This window comes from Olleya sp. 1-3, from assembly GCF_002836085.1.
Classification (GTDB): Bacteria; Bacteroidota; Bacteroidia; order Flavobacteriales; family Flavobacteriaceae; genus Olleya; species Olleya namhaensis.
The window spans coordinates 1-19680 of the sequence record NZ_PJBW01000001.1; the positions used below are offsets into that span (position 1 = coordinate 1).

At 32.8% G+C, this 19680-nt stretch carries 19 protein-coding genes; 2 read left to right on the top strand and 17 right to left on the bottom strand.

Annotated elements, in window-relative coordinates; genetic code table 11:
• Positions 1-2841 (bottom strand): choice-of-anchor L domain-containing protein (locus CXF54_RS00005; protein WP_157823359.1); only part of this gene is annotated, 2841 nt, incomplete at its 3' end.
• A 244-nt stretch (positions 2842-3085) separates the two neighbouring features.
• On the opposite strand from CXF54_RS00005, the gene CXF54_RS00010 reads away from it, so the two are divergent.
• Both CXF54_RS00010 and CXF54_RS00015 read left to right on the top strand, forming a co-directional pair.
• On the top strand, positions 3086-3892 hold the full coding sequence (locus tag CXF54_RS00010) for a mechanosensitive ion channel family protein (protein WP_090836340.1): 807 nt from the start codon (positions 3086-3088) through the stop codon (positions 3890-3892).
• A 68-nt stretch (positions 3893-3960) separates the two neighbouring features.
• Positions 3961-4668, top strand: coding sequence for a hypothetical protein (locus tag CXF54_RS00015; RefSeq protein ID WP_101201945.1), 708 nt, complete (start codon positions 3961-3963; stop codon positions 4666-4668).
• A gap of 4 nt (positions 4669-4672) precedes the next feature.
• On the opposite strand, the gene tsaB is transcribed toward CXF54_RS00015, so the two are convergent.
• From tsaB to CXF54_RS00095, 16 genes are all read right to left on the bottom strand, one after another.
• Entirely contained in the window at positions 4673-5344 is a 672-nt protein-coding gene (tsaB, locus tag CXF54_RS00020) for a tRNA (adenosine(37)-N6)-threonylcarbamoyltransferase complex dimerization subunit type 1 TsaB (protein WP_101201946.1), read from the bottom strand.
• A 2-nt stretch (positions 5345-5346) separates the two neighbouring features.
• Positions 5347-6684, bottom strand: coding sequence for a TolC family protein (locus CXF54_RS00025; protein WP_198551028.1), 1338 nt, complete (start codon positions 6682-6684; stop codon positions 5347-5349).
• The gene (locus tag CXF54_RS00030) at positions 6668-7786 is read right to left on the bottom strand and encodes an efflux RND transporter periplasmic adaptor subunit (protein ID WP_090836347.1); all 1119 of its coding nucleotides are present in this window, start codon (positions 7784-7786) and stop codon (positions 6668-6670) included. Before CXF54_RS00030 ends, CXF54_RS00025 begins: the two co-directional genes overlap by 17 nt.
• A gap of 59 nt (positions 7787-7845) precedes the next feature.
• Complete coding sequence (locus tag CXF54_RS00035) at positions 7846-9084, bottom strand: ABC transporter permease (RefSeq protein ID WP_101201948.1); 1239 nt, start codon at positions 9082-9084, stop codon at positions 7846-7848.
• 2 nt (positions 9085-9086) lie between these two features.
• Complete coding sequence (locus tag CXF54_RS00040) at positions 9087-10316, bottom strand: ABC transporter permease (RefSeq protein WP_090836352.1); 1230 nt, start codon at positions 10314-10316, stop codon at positions 9087-9089.
• Entirely contained in the window at positions 10309-11010 is a 702-nt protein-coding gene (locus CXF54_RS00045; RefSeq protein WP_101201949.1) for an ABC transporter ATP-binding protein, read from the bottom strand. The genes CXF54_RS00040 and CXF54_RS00045 overlap by 8 nt, the downstream gene beginning before the upstream one ends.
• Positions 11011-11121: 111 nt before the next feature.
• On the bottom strand, positions 11122-11343 hold the full coding sequence (locus tag CXF54_RS00050) for a hypothetical protein (RefSeq protein ID WP_101201950.1): 222 nt from the start codon (positions 11341-11343) through the stop codon (positions 11122-11124).
• Position 11344: 1 nt separating this feature from the next.
• Positions 11345-11893 (bottom strand): DUF420 domain-containing protein, encoded by a 549-nt coding sequence (locus tag CXF54_RS00055; RefSeq protein WP_101201951.1) that lies wholly within the window; start codon positions 11891-11893, stop codon positions 11345-11347.
• Positions 11894-11941: 48 nt separating this feature from the next.
• A complete protein-coding gene (locus tag CXF54_RS00060) occupies positions 11942-12688 on the bottom strand; it encodes an SCO family protein (RefSeq protein ID WP_101201952.1) in 747 nt (248 codons plus the stop codon).
• Between the two features lie 10 nt (positions 12689-12698).
• Positions 12699-13415: a hypothetical protein gene (locus tag CXF54_RS00065; protein WP_101201953.1), complete on the bottom strand. Its 717-nt coding sequence runs from the start codon at positions 13413-13415 to the stop codon at positions 12699-12701.
• Positions 13416-13503: 88 nt separating this feature from the next.
• Positions 13504-13884 carry a cytochrome C oxidase subunit IV family protein gene (locus CXF54_RS00070; RefSeq protein WP_101201954.1) on the bottom strand — a complete coding sequence of 127 codons (381 nt, stop codon included), beginning with the start codon at positions 13882-13884 and terminating at the stop codon, positions 13504-13506.
• 21 nt (positions 13885-13905) lie between these two features.
• Positions 13906-14904 (bottom strand): cytochrome c oxidase subunit 3, encoded by a 999-nt coding sequence (locus CXF54_RS00075; RefSeq protein ID WP_101201955.1) that lies wholly within the window; start codon positions 14902-14904, stop codon positions 13906-13908.
• A gap of 121 nt (positions 14905-15025) precedes the next feature.
• The gene (locus CXF54_RS00080; RefSeq protein WP_101201956.1) at positions 15026-15610 is read right to left on the bottom strand and encodes a heme-copper oxidase subunit III; all 585 of its coding nucleotides are present in this window, start codon (positions 15608-15610) and stop codon (positions 15026-15028) included.
• Position 15611: 1 nt separating this feature from the next.
• Positions 15612-16505, bottom strand: coding sequence for a heme o synthase (cyoE, locus tag CXF54_RS00085; RefSeq protein WP_090836368.1), 894 nt, complete (start codon positions 16503-16505; stop codon positions 15612-15614).
• A 98-nt stretch (positions 16506-16603) separates the two neighbouring features.
• Complete coding sequence (locus CXF54_RS00090; protein WP_101201957.1) at positions 16604-18736, bottom strand: gliding motility protein RemB; 2133 nt, start codon at positions 18734-18736, stop codon at positions 16604-16606.
• Positions 18737-18849: 113 nt separating this feature from the next.
• Positions 18850-19659: an energy transducer TonB gene (locus tag CXF54_RS00095; RefSeq protein WP_101201958.1), complete on the bottom strand. Its 810-nt coding sequence runs from the start codon at positions 19657-19659 to the stop codon at positions 18850-18852.
• Positions 19660-19680 lie beyond the last annotated feature (21 nt).

Genomic DNA, 19680 nt, shown 5'->3' on the forward strand with positions numbered 1-19680 from the left:
GTAAGGTATTGCTAATGCATTAGTCCCTGAATCTGCTTCCGCTTGTGTTAAATAATAACTTACTGCGTATGCAGGGTTACCTCCACTTATTTCGTTGTTTTTAAGACTTAAGTTAAATGATGCTAATCCATCAGGCGTACCATCGTCACAAATTGTTAATGATGTTGGTATTGCCACAGTAGGTAATGGATTTACAATTAAATCAAAAGTTGTAGAGCCATAACATGTAGAATTGCTATTATCATTAACTCTAACATATATTGTTTGCTGAGAAGCTGTCGTATTTTGATAAGCTCCCGGATTTAAAATTGGATTAGCTTCTGTTATAACATCTGCCATATCTTCATAAAAAGTTACCGTATAATTTAAAGGATCTTGTCCTCCTAAAATAGTAGTTTCTTGAGCTGTTAAATCAAACACCTCAAAACCATCTTCGGTTGGGTCATCACAAGACGTCAAATCCATTGGCTGTATCGCAACTGCATTAGCATTCACGATAAGTGTAAAACCACCATTTGGTAATTGATTAGCAGAATAACAATTAGCATCTGAAGCACTTTCTAGTCTTACAAAAATAAATTCGCCATCACTACCACTGTAAGGACTTGTTAATGGATTGATATCTGCATCTGCATCTGCGAAAGAATTATGATAAGTCACATTAAAGTCTGTAGCTAGCTGAGTACCTAAAACAGGAACCGTTTGAGATTCTAAATCAAAAAATTCAACGCCATCATTGGATAAATCATCACAGACTTCCAGATCTGGAGCTTGGTTTAATACCGTTGTAATAACATCTAAAGTAAACGCTTCTGTATCTGAACACGTTTGAGAAGCAAGATCTTCTATTCTAACATAAATGGTTTCAGGATATACTCCAGAACCAACATAATTTGCAGGATCAACAATAGGGTTTGCATCGTTTTGCGCATCTACTAAAAGTGTATGATAACTAACAAATACATCTGTCTGCGCACCAATTACTTCTGTGTCATTTACAGTCAAATCAAAATTAATTGGTCCTGTAGCATTATCACACTCAACAATATCAATTGTATTTTGTACCGTCGGACCGGAAATAAATTCAATTAAAACCGAGTCTGATGCTTGACAAGTTGCAGAAAACACTACATCTACACTATAAACACCCGATATCATAGCATCCAACGTAGACGATGTTTCTCCAGCAATAACAACTCCATCTAAATACCAAGTATGAGAGGCAGTTGGTAGGTTAGTGTCTAATGGTATTACTCCACCACTACAAATTGCCGTACCTGCTCCTATTGTAACATCATCCCCTAAATCTCCTCCTAAATTGAAAGTTCCTGCTCCTAGAAAAACAGCCGAATTATAGCTTGTATCATTACCTCCACTTCCACCATCATCTGCGACTACAAGTTTAATCCTATAATTATTGTTTGGTATTACGTTAGCAAAAGCAGTCATAGCAACAGTGTATCCCCTAAAATCAATTGGTGAATTTGCTGCTGGTTGTCCACCTGCTCCATAAAAAGAATCAAAAAATGCAGGATTTTCTGAAGAACAACTAGGATCAAAAGCATTATCTCTTACGGTATATACAGAAACAACATCTGTTGTACCTGGTACTACAGCAAGGTTAACTGTTGTTGTAGTTGTTAAGTCCGTTAATAAAAAAGCAAATGCATCAGAAAAACTACATTGGAAACCACCATACTCATCCGAAGCAAACAAAAAATCAAAACTTATACTATTTGCTATTGGCACAAAATCGAATTCAATATAAGAAGCATTTGTTGAAAAACCTGCAGGTAAATCATCTCCTGCCACACCATCTAAATCAGTATTAATAGCAGCTTCTAAATCACTATCTCCAGGCCAAGAACCTCCTCCACTACTTTGCACACCAGTTTCAGGGCCCTCTGCTTCCATAGCATCTCCAGAGTTTAAAACAATACCTGCCTCAAAAGCAAATGCACCGGGAATAGCTGTAAAATACCCAATACCATTAACGTCTCCAAAATTGGTTCCTGTACTCCAGTTTATATTTGAAACACTAGCACAGGCACTATTAATTAAAACATCTTCTACTAATTCTGGAACAGTATAAGTGGTTTGATCCACATCTATATATGGACTTAAAACTTGAACTTGTATTGAGGCAGAACTAGAACACCCTGTTGGATTGGTATCCGTTGCTGTAAAAGTTACTGTATACAGACCCAAACTATTAAATGTGTGAGCTACTGATTCTCCTAAATCCGTAAAACCATCTCCGAAATTCCAACTGTAAATAGCACCTGTATTATCATCAGAAAAAGTAGCACTTCCATCAAAACTAACCACGCCACCTAAAGCAACTTGAACAATTCCTGTAGTATCAGCAACTGGGTTTGTACTATCAATAGTTGGTGTTATTGTCTGACAAGACTGTAAACAAGAAATATTTGCCGACCAACCTGTTGTATTAGTATTTGCAGCTGCATCCGAAACAAATGAAATTGTTATGCACCCTGTAGTACTTGTTGGCGATGCCGAAATAGTTCCCGGATTAGTAGTCCCTCCTGAAAAGGTTCCTAAAACAGCACCCGAAGTATCATCTCCATCATAAATAGTCATAACATCCGCTACCAATTGTGTGCTAAACGCTGTAAACTCTAATTGAACAAACTGATCCACACTGTCCGGACAAAAAGTAATAACAAAATTTTCTCCATCTGAATAATTAGAAGTCACCCCTCCTGAATCAGAAAAAACACCTGAACATTGGGTAAATGTTCCGTTTTGCATAACTACATCTTGAGAGTGTGCAGTAAAAAGAGCTCCAAAAAAAGCAATAATTAGTAGAAATTTCTTCATTTCTTTATATAAGAGGGTTTAACAAAGTATTACATTACAAGTATACTAAAATAATGACTAAAAAATCTGATTACTAAGTCATTTAACTAATCAAAAAAGGATATTAAAACTTAATAGTTTAGACAAATAGTCAAGACTATATTATGATAGTTAACAGTATAACAAGTAAAGTTAAAGTTATCCTACCTAAAACTAAGATTTTCTCATTTATATCTATATTTGCTCAAAACTAAGAATATACAGAATGAATTTACAAAAATGGATTGATAAGGGCACGCAAGTTATTATAGACTATGCGCCTAAATTATTAGCTGCAATTGCAATATGGATTATTGGAGCTTTTGTTATTAAGCAAATTACTAAAGCTTTAAAAAAATTAATGCTTTTAAAAAATTATGATGAAAGTCTTCAAAAATTTCTATTAAACCTACTTAACTGGGTATTAAAAATCGTATTAATTGTAGTTGTATTAGGTACCTTAGGTGTTGAAACAACTTCTTTTGCCGCAATTCTAGCTGCAGCTGGTTTAGCCATTGGACTTGCTCTACAAGGATCATTAGGTAATTTTGCAGGAGGTGTTTTAATCATGTTATTTAAGCCTTTTAAAATTGGTGATTTAATTGAAGCTCAAGGTGAAGTTGGTGTTGTTAAAGAAATACAAATCTTTACTACTAAATTAACAGGTCTATCAAACAGAGAAATTATAATACCAAATGGATCTTTATCAAATGGTAATATCATTAATTTTTCTACTGAAGGCACAAGACGTGTAGACTTAGTCTTTGGAGTTGGTTATGACTCTGACATTAAGCAAACAAAATCTGTATTAATGCAAGTTTTAAAAGACAACCCTAAAGTATTAAATACGCCTGAACCTACGGTAAACGTAATGGAATTAGCAGATAGCTCTGTTAATTTCGCGGTTAGACCTTGGTGTAAAGCAGAAGACTATTGGGCTGTTTATTTTGAAACAACTGAAAAAACAAAAGAAGCATTAGATGCTGCAGGAATAGAAATACCTTATCCTCATGCTGTAGAAATACAAAAATAAAGCTAGTTATTTAATATAACGGTATAATTCTTGATGCTAACTATATATATTAACTTAAACCAATAATTATGAAAAAATCAATTTTATTATTAACCGGTATTGTTTCTCTTTTTAGCTTTCAGGCTATTTCACAACAAGTTGTTCTTATACCAGAACGCACTTTTAGTCGTGACATGGGAATGAATACAGCTGAAAGAGAGGAGAACCCAAATATCGAAGGTTCTAAATACATTTACGAAAATTATCAACAGGCAAAATTATCTACGCATCCTAATATATTATTCAACGTAAGATACAATGCTTATAATGATGATATAGAGGTGCAAGGAGCGAATAATACGTCGTATGCTTTAAATAAATATGGAGGTACCATAATTGTAACTATGCTGACGGGAGAAAATTATATCAATTCCAAGTATGTAGACGATAAAGAGAATATTAAGACTGGATTCTTCGAGGTATTAAATACTAGCGGTGATTTTTTTCTATTAAAAAAACAAACAGTTTTTGTAAAAGAAAAAGAAATTGCTAAAACAACATATCATAAAGATAAACCAGCTAAATATGTAAAAAGTAGTGATGAGTATTTTGTAAAAGTAAATGATTTAACTGCTAACAAAATTCCGAAAAAAAATAAAGAATTTGCTAATTTATTTCCTCAAGAAAAAGAAGCGATTTTAAGCTTTATTAAAAGTGAAAAAATCAAATTAAAAAAAGAGGAAGATCTTATAAAGGTTTTCAAACATATTGAAAAGCTTAGAAAAGATAGCAAGTAATAATTTATTTCTTAGATTTTATTGCAACAAAATCTTTTAAATAATAAGGCTCAAAATAGGCGACATCTTCGATGTCGCTTTTTTTATACTTATTAAAACTTAAAGCGCTCATTTGATCTGCAGACGGCAACTTGTTTTCAATAAAAATAGCATTAGGGCTATTTAAAAGTATTTTTGTTTTCTCTACACCGTCTCCAACAAAGTAAACCTTACCAGAAGCTAGCTCTTTCTCAAAAGCACTTTCATTCAATATCTGAGCCTCTATAGCTCGTACTACATTATAATCTTTATCAAATATAGCAGAATAGACTTCTAATCGTCTAGCGTCAAGCATAGGTACAATACAACCTGAATCAGCACTTACTTGATGCGCTAATGCTTCTAGAGTAGATATTGATATTAAGGGGATATTTAAAGCGTAGGCCAATCCTTTTGCTGCCGAAACACCAATACGTAAACCAGTATAAGACCCAGGACCTTTACTTACCGCAATAGCTTCTAATTGACTTGAAGTAATATTTGCTTCCTTTAAAACAGCCTCAATATAGACATGCAGTTTTTCTGCATGAGAATACCCATTACCATAATCTTCTTTTAACACCAAAGTCTCCCCTTTATTAGAAAGAGAGACTGAGCAGTTTGTAGTTGAAGTTTCTATATTTAATATATACGCCACTTTTATTCTGTTATTGGTTTACCTAGATAAAAATCTAGCACTTTTGTTTTAAAAATAAAATCATATTTAGCATTTACTAAAGACGCTTCAGCGTTTACTAGACGCAGTCTTGTTTGCTCTATATCAAATGCGTTCATAGCCCCAATATTATAACGCTCTTGTGCATTTTGAAATGCAATATTTTGCGCTTCAAGGCTTACTTTAGCTGCTTCATAAGATCTAAAAGCTGCTTTTGCATCTGTAAATGCACGTTGCACATTAGCCTCTAAAGACAATTTAGTTTGCACTAAACTTAACTTAGCATTCTCTTCTTGTATTTTTGCTTTAGCAACATTGGTTTTATTCTGAAATTGAGAAAAAATCGGAATGCTAATGTTTAATCTAAAACTATGCGCTTTCTGATCGTTTAACTGATTAAAAAACGTGTTTTCAGTTTGAATTAAGTTAGTATAAAACACATTAGATCCAAACCCGTAACCTACTGAAATAAATGGTAAAAATCCACTTTTTGAAATATCTGTAGACAATTCTGCATTTTCAATATTCTTTTCAGCAACTTTAACCTCATATCTATTAGCCAATGCATACGCTACAATAGGGGTAGCATCATCATACATTAATTCTGCAGACGGATCATTAACCTCAATTACCTGGACATCAAAACCTTTATAAGGCACTTGTAATAGTTGAGATAACGTTAATAATGAAATATCATAATTATTCTGAGCCACAGTTACACTTTGTAAATCTCTACTTAAAGTTGCCTGTGCATCATAAATATTAGCTTGAGGTTGCACACCTGCGTCCACTAAATCTTGTACCTGTTTTAACTGTTTTTCTGTAAATCCATACTGTGCTTCAGCGATTTCAAGATTTTCGATATTAAACAATACATTTAAATAAGCATTAACTACATTTAAAGATATATCATCCTTAATTCTATTCAATTCTAATCTATTAGTCTCTAAACTTAATTGAGACTGCTTGTATAAATTAGTTAACCTAAATCCATTAAACACTGTTTGGTTAGCTGACACACTAAAGCTTGTACTGTTAGACGTTCTATCAACAAATTGTCCCGGAAATATTTCTGTGTTACCTAAAGACAAACTATGTCCTGCACTACCACTTACGGTTGGTAAAAACTGTCCTTTTGAAGCAATGATGTCTTGCTCATTTGATAACAACGTGTTTTGACCTTGTAAAACTGATATATTATTCTCTAAAGCGTGCGTTACACACTCTTGTAATGTCCATTTTTTGTCTTGCGCTGTTGCTGAAAAACCTATTAACAGCAAAAATAAATACGTTATCTGTTTCATATTAGTCTTCGTCTTCATCGTTATCCTCTTTTGAAGCTTTATTCCAAACTTTGATTTTATCACCTTCTTCAACACCATCCTTGATTTCGACATTAATCCCATCAGACAATCCTAATTCTACATCTTTCTTTTCAAATTTACCATCTTCCTTTTCAATTTCAACAAATGGCTTTTCTGTAATTCTATTAAACTGTAGTAAAGATTCTTTTATAACCAAAGTACTATCTCTGCTTTCCATTTCTATTTCAGCATTAGCACTATAACCAGCTCTAATTTTAGTTGATGGCTCCACAGTTACATCTGCTTTTATAGTAAATTGAACTGCTCCATTTTCCTCCATACCTTTAGGCGCTACAAAGGTTAATTTTGCTGGAAACACTTTTTCGTTAATGGCACCTAAGATAACTTTAATGTCTTTACCTTCCTCTAACTTACCAACTTCTGCTTCGTCTACTTTACCTTCAAAAATCATCTTACTCATGTCTGCAATAGTCGCAATAGTTGTCCCAGCATTAAAATTATTACTTTCAATGACTTGGTCCCCTTCACGTACCGGAATTTCTAGTACAGTACCAGGTATAAGTGCTATAATATTAGTATTGGCAGATCCACCACCAGACAACGATCCTCTTTTAATAATTTGATAATTATTTTGTGCTTGACTTAACGTCTCTTGCGCTTGATTTAAAGCCAACTCGCTGTTCTCAAAATCTTGTCTTGAAACTACACCTTTATCAAATAAGGTTTTATTACGATCGTATATTGTTTTAGAATTATTGTAAGACAATTTAGCACTAGAAATTTGACTACTTGCTCCTACTAAACTCTGCTCGTTAGGCACAACCCTAATCTTAGCGATAACATCTCCTTTTTTAACTACATCTCCTTCTTCTACAAGGATTTTGTCAATAATCCCTGATATCTGTGGTTTAAGTTCTACTTCTTCCTCAGGATTTAATTTACCTGTGGCAACAGTTTTAGTATTAATTGAAGTATAAAAAGGTGTTGCAGTTTTAAAATCTTCAACCGATTTTGAACTAGAATCTTTAAAATACTTTAACACCATGACAAGCGCTATTACCAAAGCAAGAATTACAATTATTTTTATTGTTTTTTTCATTTTATTTATAGTTTTCTTGGTTGACTTTATATATTTATTGGTTTGTTATACTACTTAAATTACTCTTCTCTTAAGGCATCGATTGGCTTAATACTTGTTGCTTTAAATGCTGGTATTAATCCTATTAATGTTCCTAAAACTATTAAAATTGTTAATGCTATAAAAACTATAGATATGGATACTGATGCATTTACCAACACCGCTTCTGGACCTTGACCAAAGAGGGTATCTACTAACATCAAAATTAATCCTCCAGTAATAATACCTATTAAACCGGCTATTAATGTAATAAACACAGCTTCTAATACTACTTGTCTTTTTATCTCAAAAGGTGTTGCACCAAGTGCCCGACGCACCCCTATCTCTTTTGTACGTTCTCTAACGGTTATCAATAAGATGTTTCCAATAGCAAATACACCTGCAAACAATGTTGCAATACCAACAAACCATGTTAGAAACTGCATCCCTGTTAAAAACCCAGTAATTTTCTCAAACTCTTTACCAAGGTTAAAACTTCCAAACGCACGATTATCTTCGGGATGGACTTTATTTAAGTTTCTTAAAATCAATTTGGCATCTGCTTCAATTTGAGAAATATCATATTCAGGTTTACCAGTAATCATCATCCAACCAATATTACCTCCCATATTATAGATTTGCTGAAAAGTGGTAAACGGAATATTCATGTCATCCGACGGTCCCATATTACCTCCCGTTTCAAACATACCCACGATCTTAAAATTCATTCCATTAAGTTGAATGTACTCCCCAATCATTTCGGCATCTTTCTCAAAAAGTTGTTTGTATATTTCTTCCGAAATAGCCACGACTTTCCTGTTTTCGTCAATATCCGTTTGATTAATAAAACGACCTTGAATCATTTTCTTTTTCTGAACCTGATCAAGCAATGGATAATCACCACTTACACTAAAATTTCCAGACAGAAAATCATGAATAACCAACGCTTGGTTTCTATTTCTAGGTACCACAAACTCAATGCCTTCTACGTTATCTTCAATTTTTTTTGCATCTGTTATTTTAAGTTGCACTTGTCTACCTTCTTGAAAGCCTTTAAAAGGCTTACTTGTACTTTGTGCCCACACAAACACACTGTTAGTAGCAAAACTACCAAACAATCTATTGAATGAGTTTTCAATCCCACGTGCAGACCCTAATAAAACGATAAGTAATAAAATTCCCCACCAAACACCAACCATAGTTAATGCTGTTCGAAGTTTGTTTTTACCCAAACTATCAAAAACCTCCTGCCAAGTATCTCTCTCTAATAAAAATCGCATAGTTAATCGTTTCTTAGTGCTATAATTGGTTTAATTTTCGATGCTTTTTTAGCTGGTAAATAACCTGCTAAACCTCCTGCAATAATAAGCGTGAATGTTGCGCCAATTACAAGGTTTATACTAACATAAGGGTCCTTTATAAAATAGTCTTCTAAACTAGGACCTATTAACTCTAAGATTCCCATACCTAAAAACAAGCCTAAAAAGCCAGCTATAATGGTAATTAAAATAGATTCTAAAAGGATGATCAAGACAATAGAACTAGGCGAAGCTCCTAAAGCTTTACGTATTCCTATTTCTTTAGTACGTTCTTTAACTATAAAAATCATGATATTACTAATCCCAACAATTCCGGCTATTAAAGTACCAAAACCAATAACCAATACTAGAATCCCTAAAATAAAAGTCATTTGGTCTACCGCTTTAGATTCGTTAGCCAAATTACGTACTCTAATGGCACGTTGGTCATTTTGAGACACCATAAAACGGTCTTTAAGTTTTCTTGTCAATAGATTACTAAAACCAATAGCCGCATCAAAATCCATATCTGGATTATAAGTCAAGTTAATTTGATCTATATGGTCATTGTTACCATAAATTTGTTGCGCTGTAGATACAGGCATATAAATGTAACGTTCCTCATTATCTCCACCATCATCTTCAAAAATACCAACAACTTTATATTGTATTCCGTTAAGGTTTACATATTTTCCAATCGCTGTAGTTTTTAGAAACAAATCCTCCTCCACTAAACGACCAATAACAACCACTTTAGTTTTGTTTTTAATATCAGATTCATTTATATAACGACCATAAGTAACTTTAGTATTTTCTAAAAACTGATGATCAGGGTTTACCGCACGAACACTGTAACTACTTTTTTCGTTTCTAAAAGTAGCAGTAACGTTTATATAAATTCTTGAAGTAATGTATTGCACTTTCCCATCAAATTCCTCTTCTATCCATTTTTGATCCTTATTTTCAAACTGAATTTGTCGTCCTGCTTGCAAACCATTACTGGCTTTTGAAGTTCTTCCTGAATTAATGAATATTGAGTTTTTAGCATCGTCTACAAAAGCACTATCAAACGTATTTAATAATCCATTTGTAATACCAAAAAGCAACGCAAATAACAAAATAGCAAAGGTTACTGTAAAACCAGATAACAACGTTCTGGTTTTATTCATGTTAATACTTTGAAAAATCTCGCGCCAAAGGTCTCTATCAAACATATTCCGAAGCTCTTACTTGTTGTACAAAAGCGTCTTCCATTATTACACCATCTTTTAAACGTACAATACGTTTACACATGCTTGCAATATCCTCCTCATGCGTTACCATTAAGATTGTTTTGCCTTCATCGTTTAAAGATTGGATAAAAGCCATAATCTCATGAGAGGTTTTTGTATCTAAAGCTCCTGTTGGCTCATCAGCCAATAATAATTTAGGATTTGCTGCCAATGCTCTTGCAATAGCGACACGTTGTTTTTGACCTCCAGACAACTCTTTTGGTAAGTGGTGCGCCCAATCTTTTAAACCTACTTTTTCTAAGTGAAACAAAGCTGTTTCAATACGTTCTTTTCGCTTTAAGCCTTGATAATACAATGGTAAAGCCACATTATCTAAAGCGTTTTTGTAATTTATTAAATTGAAAGATTGAAAGATAAATCCTAAAAACTTATTTCTATAAATGGCTGCTTTTTTCTCAGTAAGATCTTTGATGGGTACATTATCTAAAATGTATTCCCCTTCATCAGCTTCATCTAACATTCCTATAATATTTAGTAATGTTGATTTTCCTGAACCAGAAGACCCCATGATTGCCACCATTTCTCCTTCTTCAACAGATAAGTCTATTCCTTTTAAAACATGAAGACTAGAATCACCAATTGGATACGACTTGTGCAGTTTGTTTATTTTGAGCATAATGATGGTTTTTTGATTGATTAGTAACTCAATATCAATTAGACTACAAAGGATGGAATTTGTTACAACATTTATCGAAAATTTATGTTAAATGTTGATTTTGAGCTGTAACTATTGCTTTTTAGTCCTAAAAAATTTCCAATATATAAAGAAACCTAAACCAAAAACTAATATGTATGGAATAGACATCAAATACACAATACCGTCATTTATACCTTTAGCAGCCTTCTGACCATCTTCGTTTTCTAAAACAGCTCTACACATAGCACATTGTGCTGAACTAGTAAGAACAGCTGTTAGAATAAACACAAGACTTAAAATTTTAGTTTTCATTTTAAATATAATAAGGCGAAATCATTAAATACACAATAACACCTGTTACTGCTACATATAACCACAAAGGAAACGTTATTCTGGCTATTTTTTTATGACGTTCTATATTATTTGTAATTGCTCTTACATACGTTATTAATACAAAAGGAATAACAACAATTGATAATGCAATATGTGTTATTAAAATAATAAAATAAACGGTTCTAATAGCACCTTCTCCACCAAATTTAGTAGAATCGCTAGTCATGTGATACGCTACATACATTAGTAAAAAAACGACAGAACAACCAATTGCGGTTGTCATTAATTTTTTGTGAAGCACGATGTTCTTCTTTTTAATAGCTAAAAATGCAAGCACTAAAAGGATTGCTGTTAAACCGTTAATAGCAGCATATATAGCAGGCAAAAAAGTTAGAGGCGCTACATTAAACCCAAAATCGCTTAATTTTACATTAAATAGAACCGCAACCGCAATTGGAATTACTATTGACAATGCAACAATCCACTTATTATATTTTTTTTCGTTTTGTATGTTTTCTAAATTAGCCATATCTATAAGTTTAGGGAATCCTGAAAATAGTCAGAATAACGTAACAGTTTACTCGTTTAATAATTTTGCAATGTCTTGTTTTAAAGCTGTAATTTCTTGTTCATTACCATCTTCATCAACTTTTTCTTGTTCACTTATCACACCTTTGTAAAAGATTTTTGGATTACCAAAACCGTCCTTTCTAGAACGCAAATAACCTTCTTTATCTACTAAGGCAAAATCTCCTGAATGCTCAAAGTTTTCGATATTAACAAAAATATTAAATCCAATATTTGATAACTTATAAATAGCTTCTTTTGCACCAGTCAATAAATGCCAATTAGCACTAGTTACGCCGTAATCTGCAGCGTATGCTTTTAAAACTTCTGGTGTATCATTTTCTGGATTAATACTAAATGATGCAATACCAAATTCTGAGTTATCTTTAAATGCATCTTGAATAAGAGCCAAGTTTTTACTCATTCTAGGACAAATCGTTGGACACGTTGTAAAAAAGAAATCAACAACATACACTTGCCCTAAATAGTCCTTATTAGTAATGGTTTTACCATCTTGATCCGTAAAACTAAATTCAGGGACTTTTTTACGTTGCCCGTTAATAATCAAATACTCTAAATCAGATTTACCTTTAACTGCTTTCTTACCATTAACAACCAAGCCCTCACTTCTACTCTCATCAGTGCGACTAATATCGCCACTATTTATGCGTTCTATTATTCTTGGCACGAAAATAATACCAAATAATAAAATAATAAATGAAATCCCTATGTACGAATAATTTGCTTTTTTGCTCATTGTCCCTATATTATTTTGTGTCTCCTTTTAAATCGTCTGCACGTCTTGAAGCTGAGTTAAACTCACCTTTACGTTTTTGTCTATACTCTGTAAACAACACACGTAAATCATCAGCACCCATTATATTTTTAAGCTCTGATACTTCTGATGCATTATATGCTGTAAGCGGATAAGCTTCTCTCCCTTTTTCCTTTTCAATTTTAGTACGACTATCTAAACGTCCACGTTGGTTTAGTTCTTTATCAATTATAAAAGCTTTGCTTGTGGCTAAGTTAAAATCTAACACTTCACTAGTGCGTAAACTATTAAACATTTTTCTGGTATCAGAATCATCTAACTGAACAAACTTCCAATACTTAAGCTCCCCATATTTAGTCAACTCTTTTCTTAGCCTGGAGGCAGCTTCTTCTGCATCTTTAGACACCAGAGAAATAACTTGAAATTTTTTGAAACCTTGAAACTTATCGTAAATCAATTCTTTTAAATTAGAACACTCTACAACTAAGGCTTCTGGATCTTTACCTAAAAAAGTTAATACAGTAATATGATCTTCTAATTGAACATCTGTATTTGCTGACGTTAAATTTTGAATGTCTAACACATTATTTTTAACTACTTCTAATGGATTGTAATTGTTTGTAGATGGATACAAAAACAATAAAAAGATAACAGGAAGAAAAAACAAAACACTTAAAACAATACCTTTTTTTACATTCTTTTTATCCATAATACTTGCGGTGTTTTTTAAAATACAAAAATAAAAAAGGTGGCTTTAATAAACCACCTTTTTAACTATATATTATATTGATTTCAATCTAGAAATCTCTTTTGATAAATCCTTTGTCATATACGTCAAAAACGTAACCACCTTCTTGTAATAAGATAAAGACTAAGTAACAGATCAGGAAAATAGCTGTCCATACTACCGCACGTCTTAATCCTGGTAATTCATCACGCATGTGCATGAAATCCCAAGTGATATAATATGCTTTTACTATTGTAAGTATAATAAAGATCCAATTTAATAGTTTCATCCCTAAAACCATACTAGCTCCCCATGATGGCTTATAGATACCTAATACAACCTCTACAGCTGTAATAATAGATAATAAGATTAATACTCCCCAGATTTTTTGAGTGTTAGATTTAAACTTTACTAAACCTCTAAATATTTCTAATTTATGTGCGTCTGCCATGATATGTCTTTTCTATTTTTATTAAACTAGGTAGAAGAATGTAAATACAAATACCCATACTAAATCTACAAAGTGCCAGTAAAGTCCAACTTTCTCAACCATTTCGTAACTCTTACGTCTTTCGTATGTTCCTAAAACAACATTAAAGAAAATAATGATGTTTAAAACAATACCCGATACAACGTGAAATCCGTGAAATCCTGTTATAAAGAAAAAGAAATCTGCGAATAATGGTGAACCGTATTCGTTAACTTGAAGGTTTGCACCTTGCACAACAGCTTTACCGTTGTTTTTGATTTGCTTTAAAGATTCTGCTCTAGATAAGATAGTCTTCTCACCTTCTTCATTAAGTATTTGAGTTCTAACTAAAACATCAGTGTTAGCCTCCATACCTTTAACAACGTCTGATACTTGGTAAGCAGGTAACGTTCCTTCTCCAACAAACCATAATCCGTTTTTACGCTCATGATCTACTCTATCTGTATGCGCAGCAGTAGTAAAATCTGAAATAGCGACACGTTTAAATGTTTTTTCGCCATCTATAGTTACATACTCTCCAAACTGTAAGATGTTACCACCTTTAGTTTGTACAGCACCAAAATCTCCTTTAATAAAAGTATTCCATTCCCAAGCTTGAGAACCAACGAATATTATACCACCTATAATAGTAAGAAACATGTACCATGTTACTTTTTTCTTATTCATGTGATGACCAGCGTCGACAGCCAATACCATTGTTACGGAAGACATAATTAAAACAAACGTCATAAACGCTACATAAATCATTGGATAGTTTCCATGAAAAAATGGTATGTGCGTAAAAACTTCATCTGCAATTGGCCAAGCATCAATAAATTTGAATCTTGAAAAACCGTAGGCTGCTAAAAAACCTGAGAATGTTAATGCATCTGATACGATAAAAAACCACATCATCATCTTACCATAACTTGCTTTTAGCGGTTCATTACCACCTCCCCAAGTCTTTCCATCTGTATCAGTAGTTGCAACTGTAGTATTCATAGTGTTAAATTAGTTGTTAAAATGTGGCACAAAAATAATCAATTTATTCAGTTAAAAAAATAGCAAACTCTAATTTTATACTATCTAAATAAGCTTTTTGGCCTTATTGTATCTATTTTATTTAGTTTAGAAAAAAGTATAGGAAGAAAAATAGGTAAATCCAAAGCAAATCTACGAAATGCCAAAAGGTTAAAGCTAACTCAAATCCAACAATGTTTTCTGCGGAATATTTTCCACGTAAGTGATTGACTAACACAACCAAGACAGGTATCAAACCAACTACAACATGCACAATATGCACTACTGCAATTAAGTAAATATACGTTACGGTAATGTTACTTGTTGGTCCTGTAAAATTATAACCTAAATCAATTATCTGATTAAATCCTCTAAATTGATTGTACACAAAAAATAATCCTAATAAAAATGTAGTAATCAACATTGCGGTAGTTAATCCCTTATTACCATTTAATAGCGCTTTTTTAGCTGCCATAAATGTTAGACTACTAACAATCATAATAATAATGCTTATCCAAAATGGCTGAGGCATTGTAAAATCCTGAAGCCAATCTGGTCTAGAGCTACTTACAATAAAAGCACTTGTCCATCCTGCAAAAGACATGATTAAAGACGCTATACCAAAGTAAAGCATCATTTTTTTTGCACGTCCAGTTTTCTCTTCTAAAGTCCCTTGAGTTAAATCCATTTTATCTTATAAATTTATCAATTACATATACAATTTGTATTAATGTAATGTATAATACACTTGACAGCATTAATTGTTTTGCTGCTTTTTCAGTCATGTTTTTATACAGTTTAATAGCATAAAACAACATCATCAAGCCTAAACCAAACACAATAATTGCTGCTACTACAGATAACTTTAGCTGTCCCGTTACACCAAACACTGGTACAATTGACACTAAAATAGTCCAAATAGTATATAACAACACTTGTATTGCAGTCCCTTTATCTTGTTTTCCTGTTGGTAACATAAAAAAGCCACCACGTTTATAGTCTTCAAATAAAAACCATCCAATTGCCCAAAAATGCGGGAATTGCCAGAAAAATTGTAAAGCAAATAATGTCCCAGACTCAATACCAAAATCATCCGTTGCTGCAACCCAACCTAACATAAAAGGAATAGCTCCCGGAATAGCTCCAACAAAAACAGATAATGGTGTTTTTGTTTTTAATGGCGTATAAACACTAGTGTATAAAAATATTGATATTGCACCAAACATGGCTGTCTGCGCATTAATAGTATATAAAATTGCAATCCCTAAAATGGTAAATATACATGCAATTGCAAATGCCGTATTTACTGTCATGCGTCCAGAAGCAACTGGTCTGTTTTGCGTACGATGCATTAAAGCATCTAAATCTTTTTCGATAATTTGATTAAATGCATTACTAGCACCAACCATAAAATAACCTCCTAAAGATAGAAGTAAAACAATTTTTAAACTAATGGTATCTGCTCCTAAAAAATAACCAGCAACTGACGAAAACACGACACTTAAAGACAAGCGCATCTTTGTGATTTCTTTAAAATCTGATATAACTGTATGTTTTATTGTGGGTGTTGCTGTTGTACTCAAACCAACGCTATTTTTTTTGCTGATGCAAAGATACTGCTAATTGACTATTTAGCATAAAAAAAGCGCAAGGTTTTTATAGTGTAATGGATATCCTTGATTTACATATCAAAATACCAATTGAACAAATCAGTTCTGACACCAAAATTAATCCAAACCGTACTATTATTTAAAACCGAAGGGGTTTCTGCTTCTGGATTATAGTTACGGTAACTTAAATTAACAAATGCTTTTAAATTAGAAGCCGGATTAACTAAATACCCCAATTGAGCACTCGCATTTAAGGTAGTTGTTTTTATACCTTGGCCTATAGTAACGCCTGTATCAAAAGGTCTGTCATTATAATTTCTATAAATATCTCCACCGTAACTAAAATTATCAGTTCCGTCGTTTACATCAAAACCTCTTATCCCTGCAATCATCTTAGCTTCTCCAAACCAACGGTCCTTTTGATAACGCCCAATTAAAACTAACTCTCTAAAGTTTGCGCCCCAAAGATGAGCCATGGGCTGATTGTTATGCGCATAGTTTAAAACAATGGTGTTGTGAGAATACGTATATGGTCGGACTTGGTTATATTCTGCTTGAAGCATTAGATTTTTTGTCTTAAATGCATTGTACCATTTTGCGCCTAACTGAAACCCATATTTGTTTTTCCAACTTTTATTACCTCCTGTAACATCGCTTAACGAAAATTCGTCTAAAATAAATTGACCATATACGTTAGCATTATCACTTAATTTATATTTCCCTGATGCTCCTAAAATAGCATTTCCTGCACCTTGACCAGTTTCAAATTCTATAGCTCTAAAAAAGATTAACGGATTTAAATAATTAATATCAAAACCACGATCATTACTATTTTCCCAAATTACAGATTCAAATAAACCTAAATTAAATCGCTTAGTAACGTTCCAACTTAAGTAATGGTTGGCAATATATTTTGTTCTAAAAGCTTTATCAAGTGTAACATCATCGCGTACATCCTTTAGCCACGTCCAAGTATTGGTGTATTTAATATTCCAAAATTTAGTATTTAATTTTAAATATGGATATGGACTAGACACGTCACTTTGCAATAAACTTCTATAACCATCTCCAATAAACTGTTTACCGTGTCCAAATTGAATATTTAAAAACTTAGCTGGAGAATAAGACAAATAAGCTTCGGCAACAGGATAATCATAGGCATCTTCCTTAAATCGTTTTGCAATTCCACGACCAGGAATAATTGCTGGATCAGGACCAAATGCTTTTAAACTTTCTGCATATTGATTATAATATTGTGCAAAACGACCTTGACTTTCGTAAACCGAGGCAGAAAAACTAAGCTTGTTACCCAACCCTCCTTGAATGTAAGCCCCACGTGTATTATTGTATGTGTAACTAAAATCGGCATCTGTATCTTTTCCTAATTGTAAATCTAAAATCGGATCTATAGTTAACCAATAGTCTTTACTTTCTAACTGCACCAAATGCTCGTTCCATAACTTACGCCCAGCCCATGACTGAGATGTCCTCTGAAGCGCCTCATTTTCGTCCTCAAAATCATAATAATTAGACACCTCTTCATACCTGTACGGTTTTGAAGCTGTATGATTATTAGTACCTATTCTATTAACGTCTTGATCAAATCTTGAATAATTTTCATGAGAAAACGGAACATTAACCTGACTTTTATATGCTTTGTTTGTGTATTTAACTAATGATTTTTGAACACTATCAAACTCTTGTTTTGCTTTTTGTTGCAATACTGTCAATTCTTCAATTGGATTAACAGTCATATCGGTATCGGTCGTAGCCGAAGTAACAATAACATTACTTGGTATGTTATTTTCGTTTAATGGAAAATACAACGTCATACTATATTGCTTAAACGTTGGATTACCATTATATGTCGCAGGTTTAATTTTAGGAAAAGCAGAAAACACACGAGACGTCTCTTTTTTTAAAGCTGAATTCTGAGCATCAACATAAATAGTTTTAAAAAGACCATCTTTAGTAACTTCAAAAATAACTGCTATTTCTCCAATGTAATCCGCCTTAACTGATTCTGGCAAATTAAACTGAGCATATAAAGCTTTATATACTTCTTGATTAAAACAATGATCTAATTGTTTTAAATCCGTTTCTTGACAATTTTCAAAACGAGGAGACACTTGATATACAGTTGTATCTTGTCCATAAGACAACGTAGAAAACATTATAAATAGTCCTAAAATGAAAGTTTTCATATTTAGTTGGAAGTTTAAATTTAGCCGAAAGATACTGCTTTTTATTAACGCTTTAAAACTGAAAAAGTCGTTATCTAAAAAAGATAACGACTTTAAATATTACTAATTTTTTCTTAATATTTTACTTCAAAAATTATTGGTAAAGAATACAAAACAGAAACTGGCTCACCACCTTGCTCCCCTGGTTTCATTTGTGGCACTTTATCCACCACACGATTTGCTTCTTTTTCTAAATCCTTATGCGGTGCACGTGTACTCATAATCTCAACAATTCCAGATTTATTTATTCTGAAATTAACATATATACGTTGCACACCTTCTCTTAAACCAAGCTCAGCACCTAAATTTCTATCAAATTTTTTCTTAATTAATTTAGCTAATTTGTTAGACATACATTTTTTACGCTGATCATTACTATTAGCACTTTCGCATCCTGGGTAAACAGGTACCTTTTCAACAAAATTAATATGCACTTCCTCCTCTGGTTCTATAACGACTAATGACTTTTCATCTAAAGAGGGTTTTGTGCCTTCTGGTTTAGTTGCGTGAACAATATCTGAAATTAAGTTTTGTTCTGTGATTTTTTCATCTGGAGTATCATTTGGCACCATTGTTACGTTATCTGGACGCACAGGTTGTTTAGATACAGGCTCTGAAGTCTCTACAGCATCAGGCGCTACAGTAATAACAGGAGCAAACATATAATCCTCTTCAACGTCAGCTTTTGCAGTAACAGGCACTTTAAAATCTTTTGTTTCGAATTGATACTCCAATGCACCATACGCAGCTAACAAACACATTATTAATCCAATTTGGAAATATAATGCTGTGTTAGTTTTTAGGTTTACATCCTTTTTTTGAGGTTTCCTTACGTTTTCTTCAACTTTTTTACTAAAACTTTCTTTTTTACTTGAAATTCTCATAATATCTATAGTTTAAACGTT

Coding starts and splice junctions, on each gene's coding strand:
- CXF54_RS00090 (WP_101201957.1), bottom strand. CDS start 18,736: ATGAAAACTTTCATTTTAGGACTATTTATAATGTTTTCTACGTTGTCT.
- CXF54_RS00080 (WP_101201956.1), bottom strand. CDS start 15,610: ATGGATTTAACTCAAGGGACTTTAGAAGAGAAAACTGGACGTGCAAAA.
- CXF54_RS00045 (WP_101201949.1), bottom strand. CDS start 11,010: ATGCTCAAAATAAACAAACTGCACAAGTCGTATCCAATTGGTGATTCT.
- CXF54_RS00075 (WP_101201955.1), bottom strand. CDS start 14,904: ATGAATACTACAGTTGCAACTACTGATACAGATGGAAAGACTTGGGGA.
- CXF54_RS00060 (WP_101201952.1), bottom strand. CDS start 12,688: ATGAGCAAAAAAGCAAATTATTCGTACATAGGGATTTCATTTATTATT.
- CXF54_RS00065 (WP_101201953.1), bottom strand. CDS start 13,415: ATGGATAAAAAGAATGTAAAAAAAGGTATTGTTTTAAGTGTTTTGTTT.
- CXF54_RS00040 (WP_090836352.1), bottom strand. CDS start 10,316: ATGTTTGATAGAGACCTTTGGCGCGAGATTTTTCAAAGTATTAACATG.
- CXF54_RS00025 (WP_198551028.1), bottom strand. CDS start 6,684: ATGAAGACGAAGACTAATATGAAACAGATAACGTATTTATTTTTGCTG.
- CXF54_RS00070 (WP_101201954.1), bottom strand. CDS start 13,884: ATGGCAGACGCACATAAATTAGAAATATTTAGAGGTTTAGTAAAGTTT.
- CXF54_RS00010 (WP_090836340.1), top strand. CDS start 3,086: ATGAATTTACAAAAATGGATTGATAAGGGCACGCAAGTTATTATAGAC.
- CXF54_RS00055 (WP_101201951.1), bottom strand. CDS start 11,893: ATGGCTAATTTAGAAAACATACAAAACGAAAAAAAATATAATAAGTGG.
- CXF54_RS00035 (WP_101201948.1), bottom strand. CDS start 9,084: ATGCGATTTTTATTAGAGAGAGATACTTGGCAGGAGGTTTTTGATAGT.
- CXF54_RS00095 (WP_101201958.1), bottom strand. CDS start 19,659: ATGAGAATTTCAAGTAAAAAAGAAAGTTTTAGTAAAAAAGTTGAAGAA.
- CXF54_RS00030 (WP_090836347.1), bottom strand. CDS start 7,786: ATGAAAAAAACAATAAAAATAATTGTAATTCTTGCTTTGGTAATAGCG.
- CXF54_RS00050 (WP_101201950.1), bottom strand. CDS start 11,343: ATGAAAACTAAAATTTTAAGTCTTGTGTTTATTCTAACAGCTGTTCTT.
- CXF54_RS00015 (WP_101201945.1), top strand. CDS start 3,961: ATGAAAAAATCAATTTTATTATTAACCGGTATTGTTTCTCTTTTTAGC.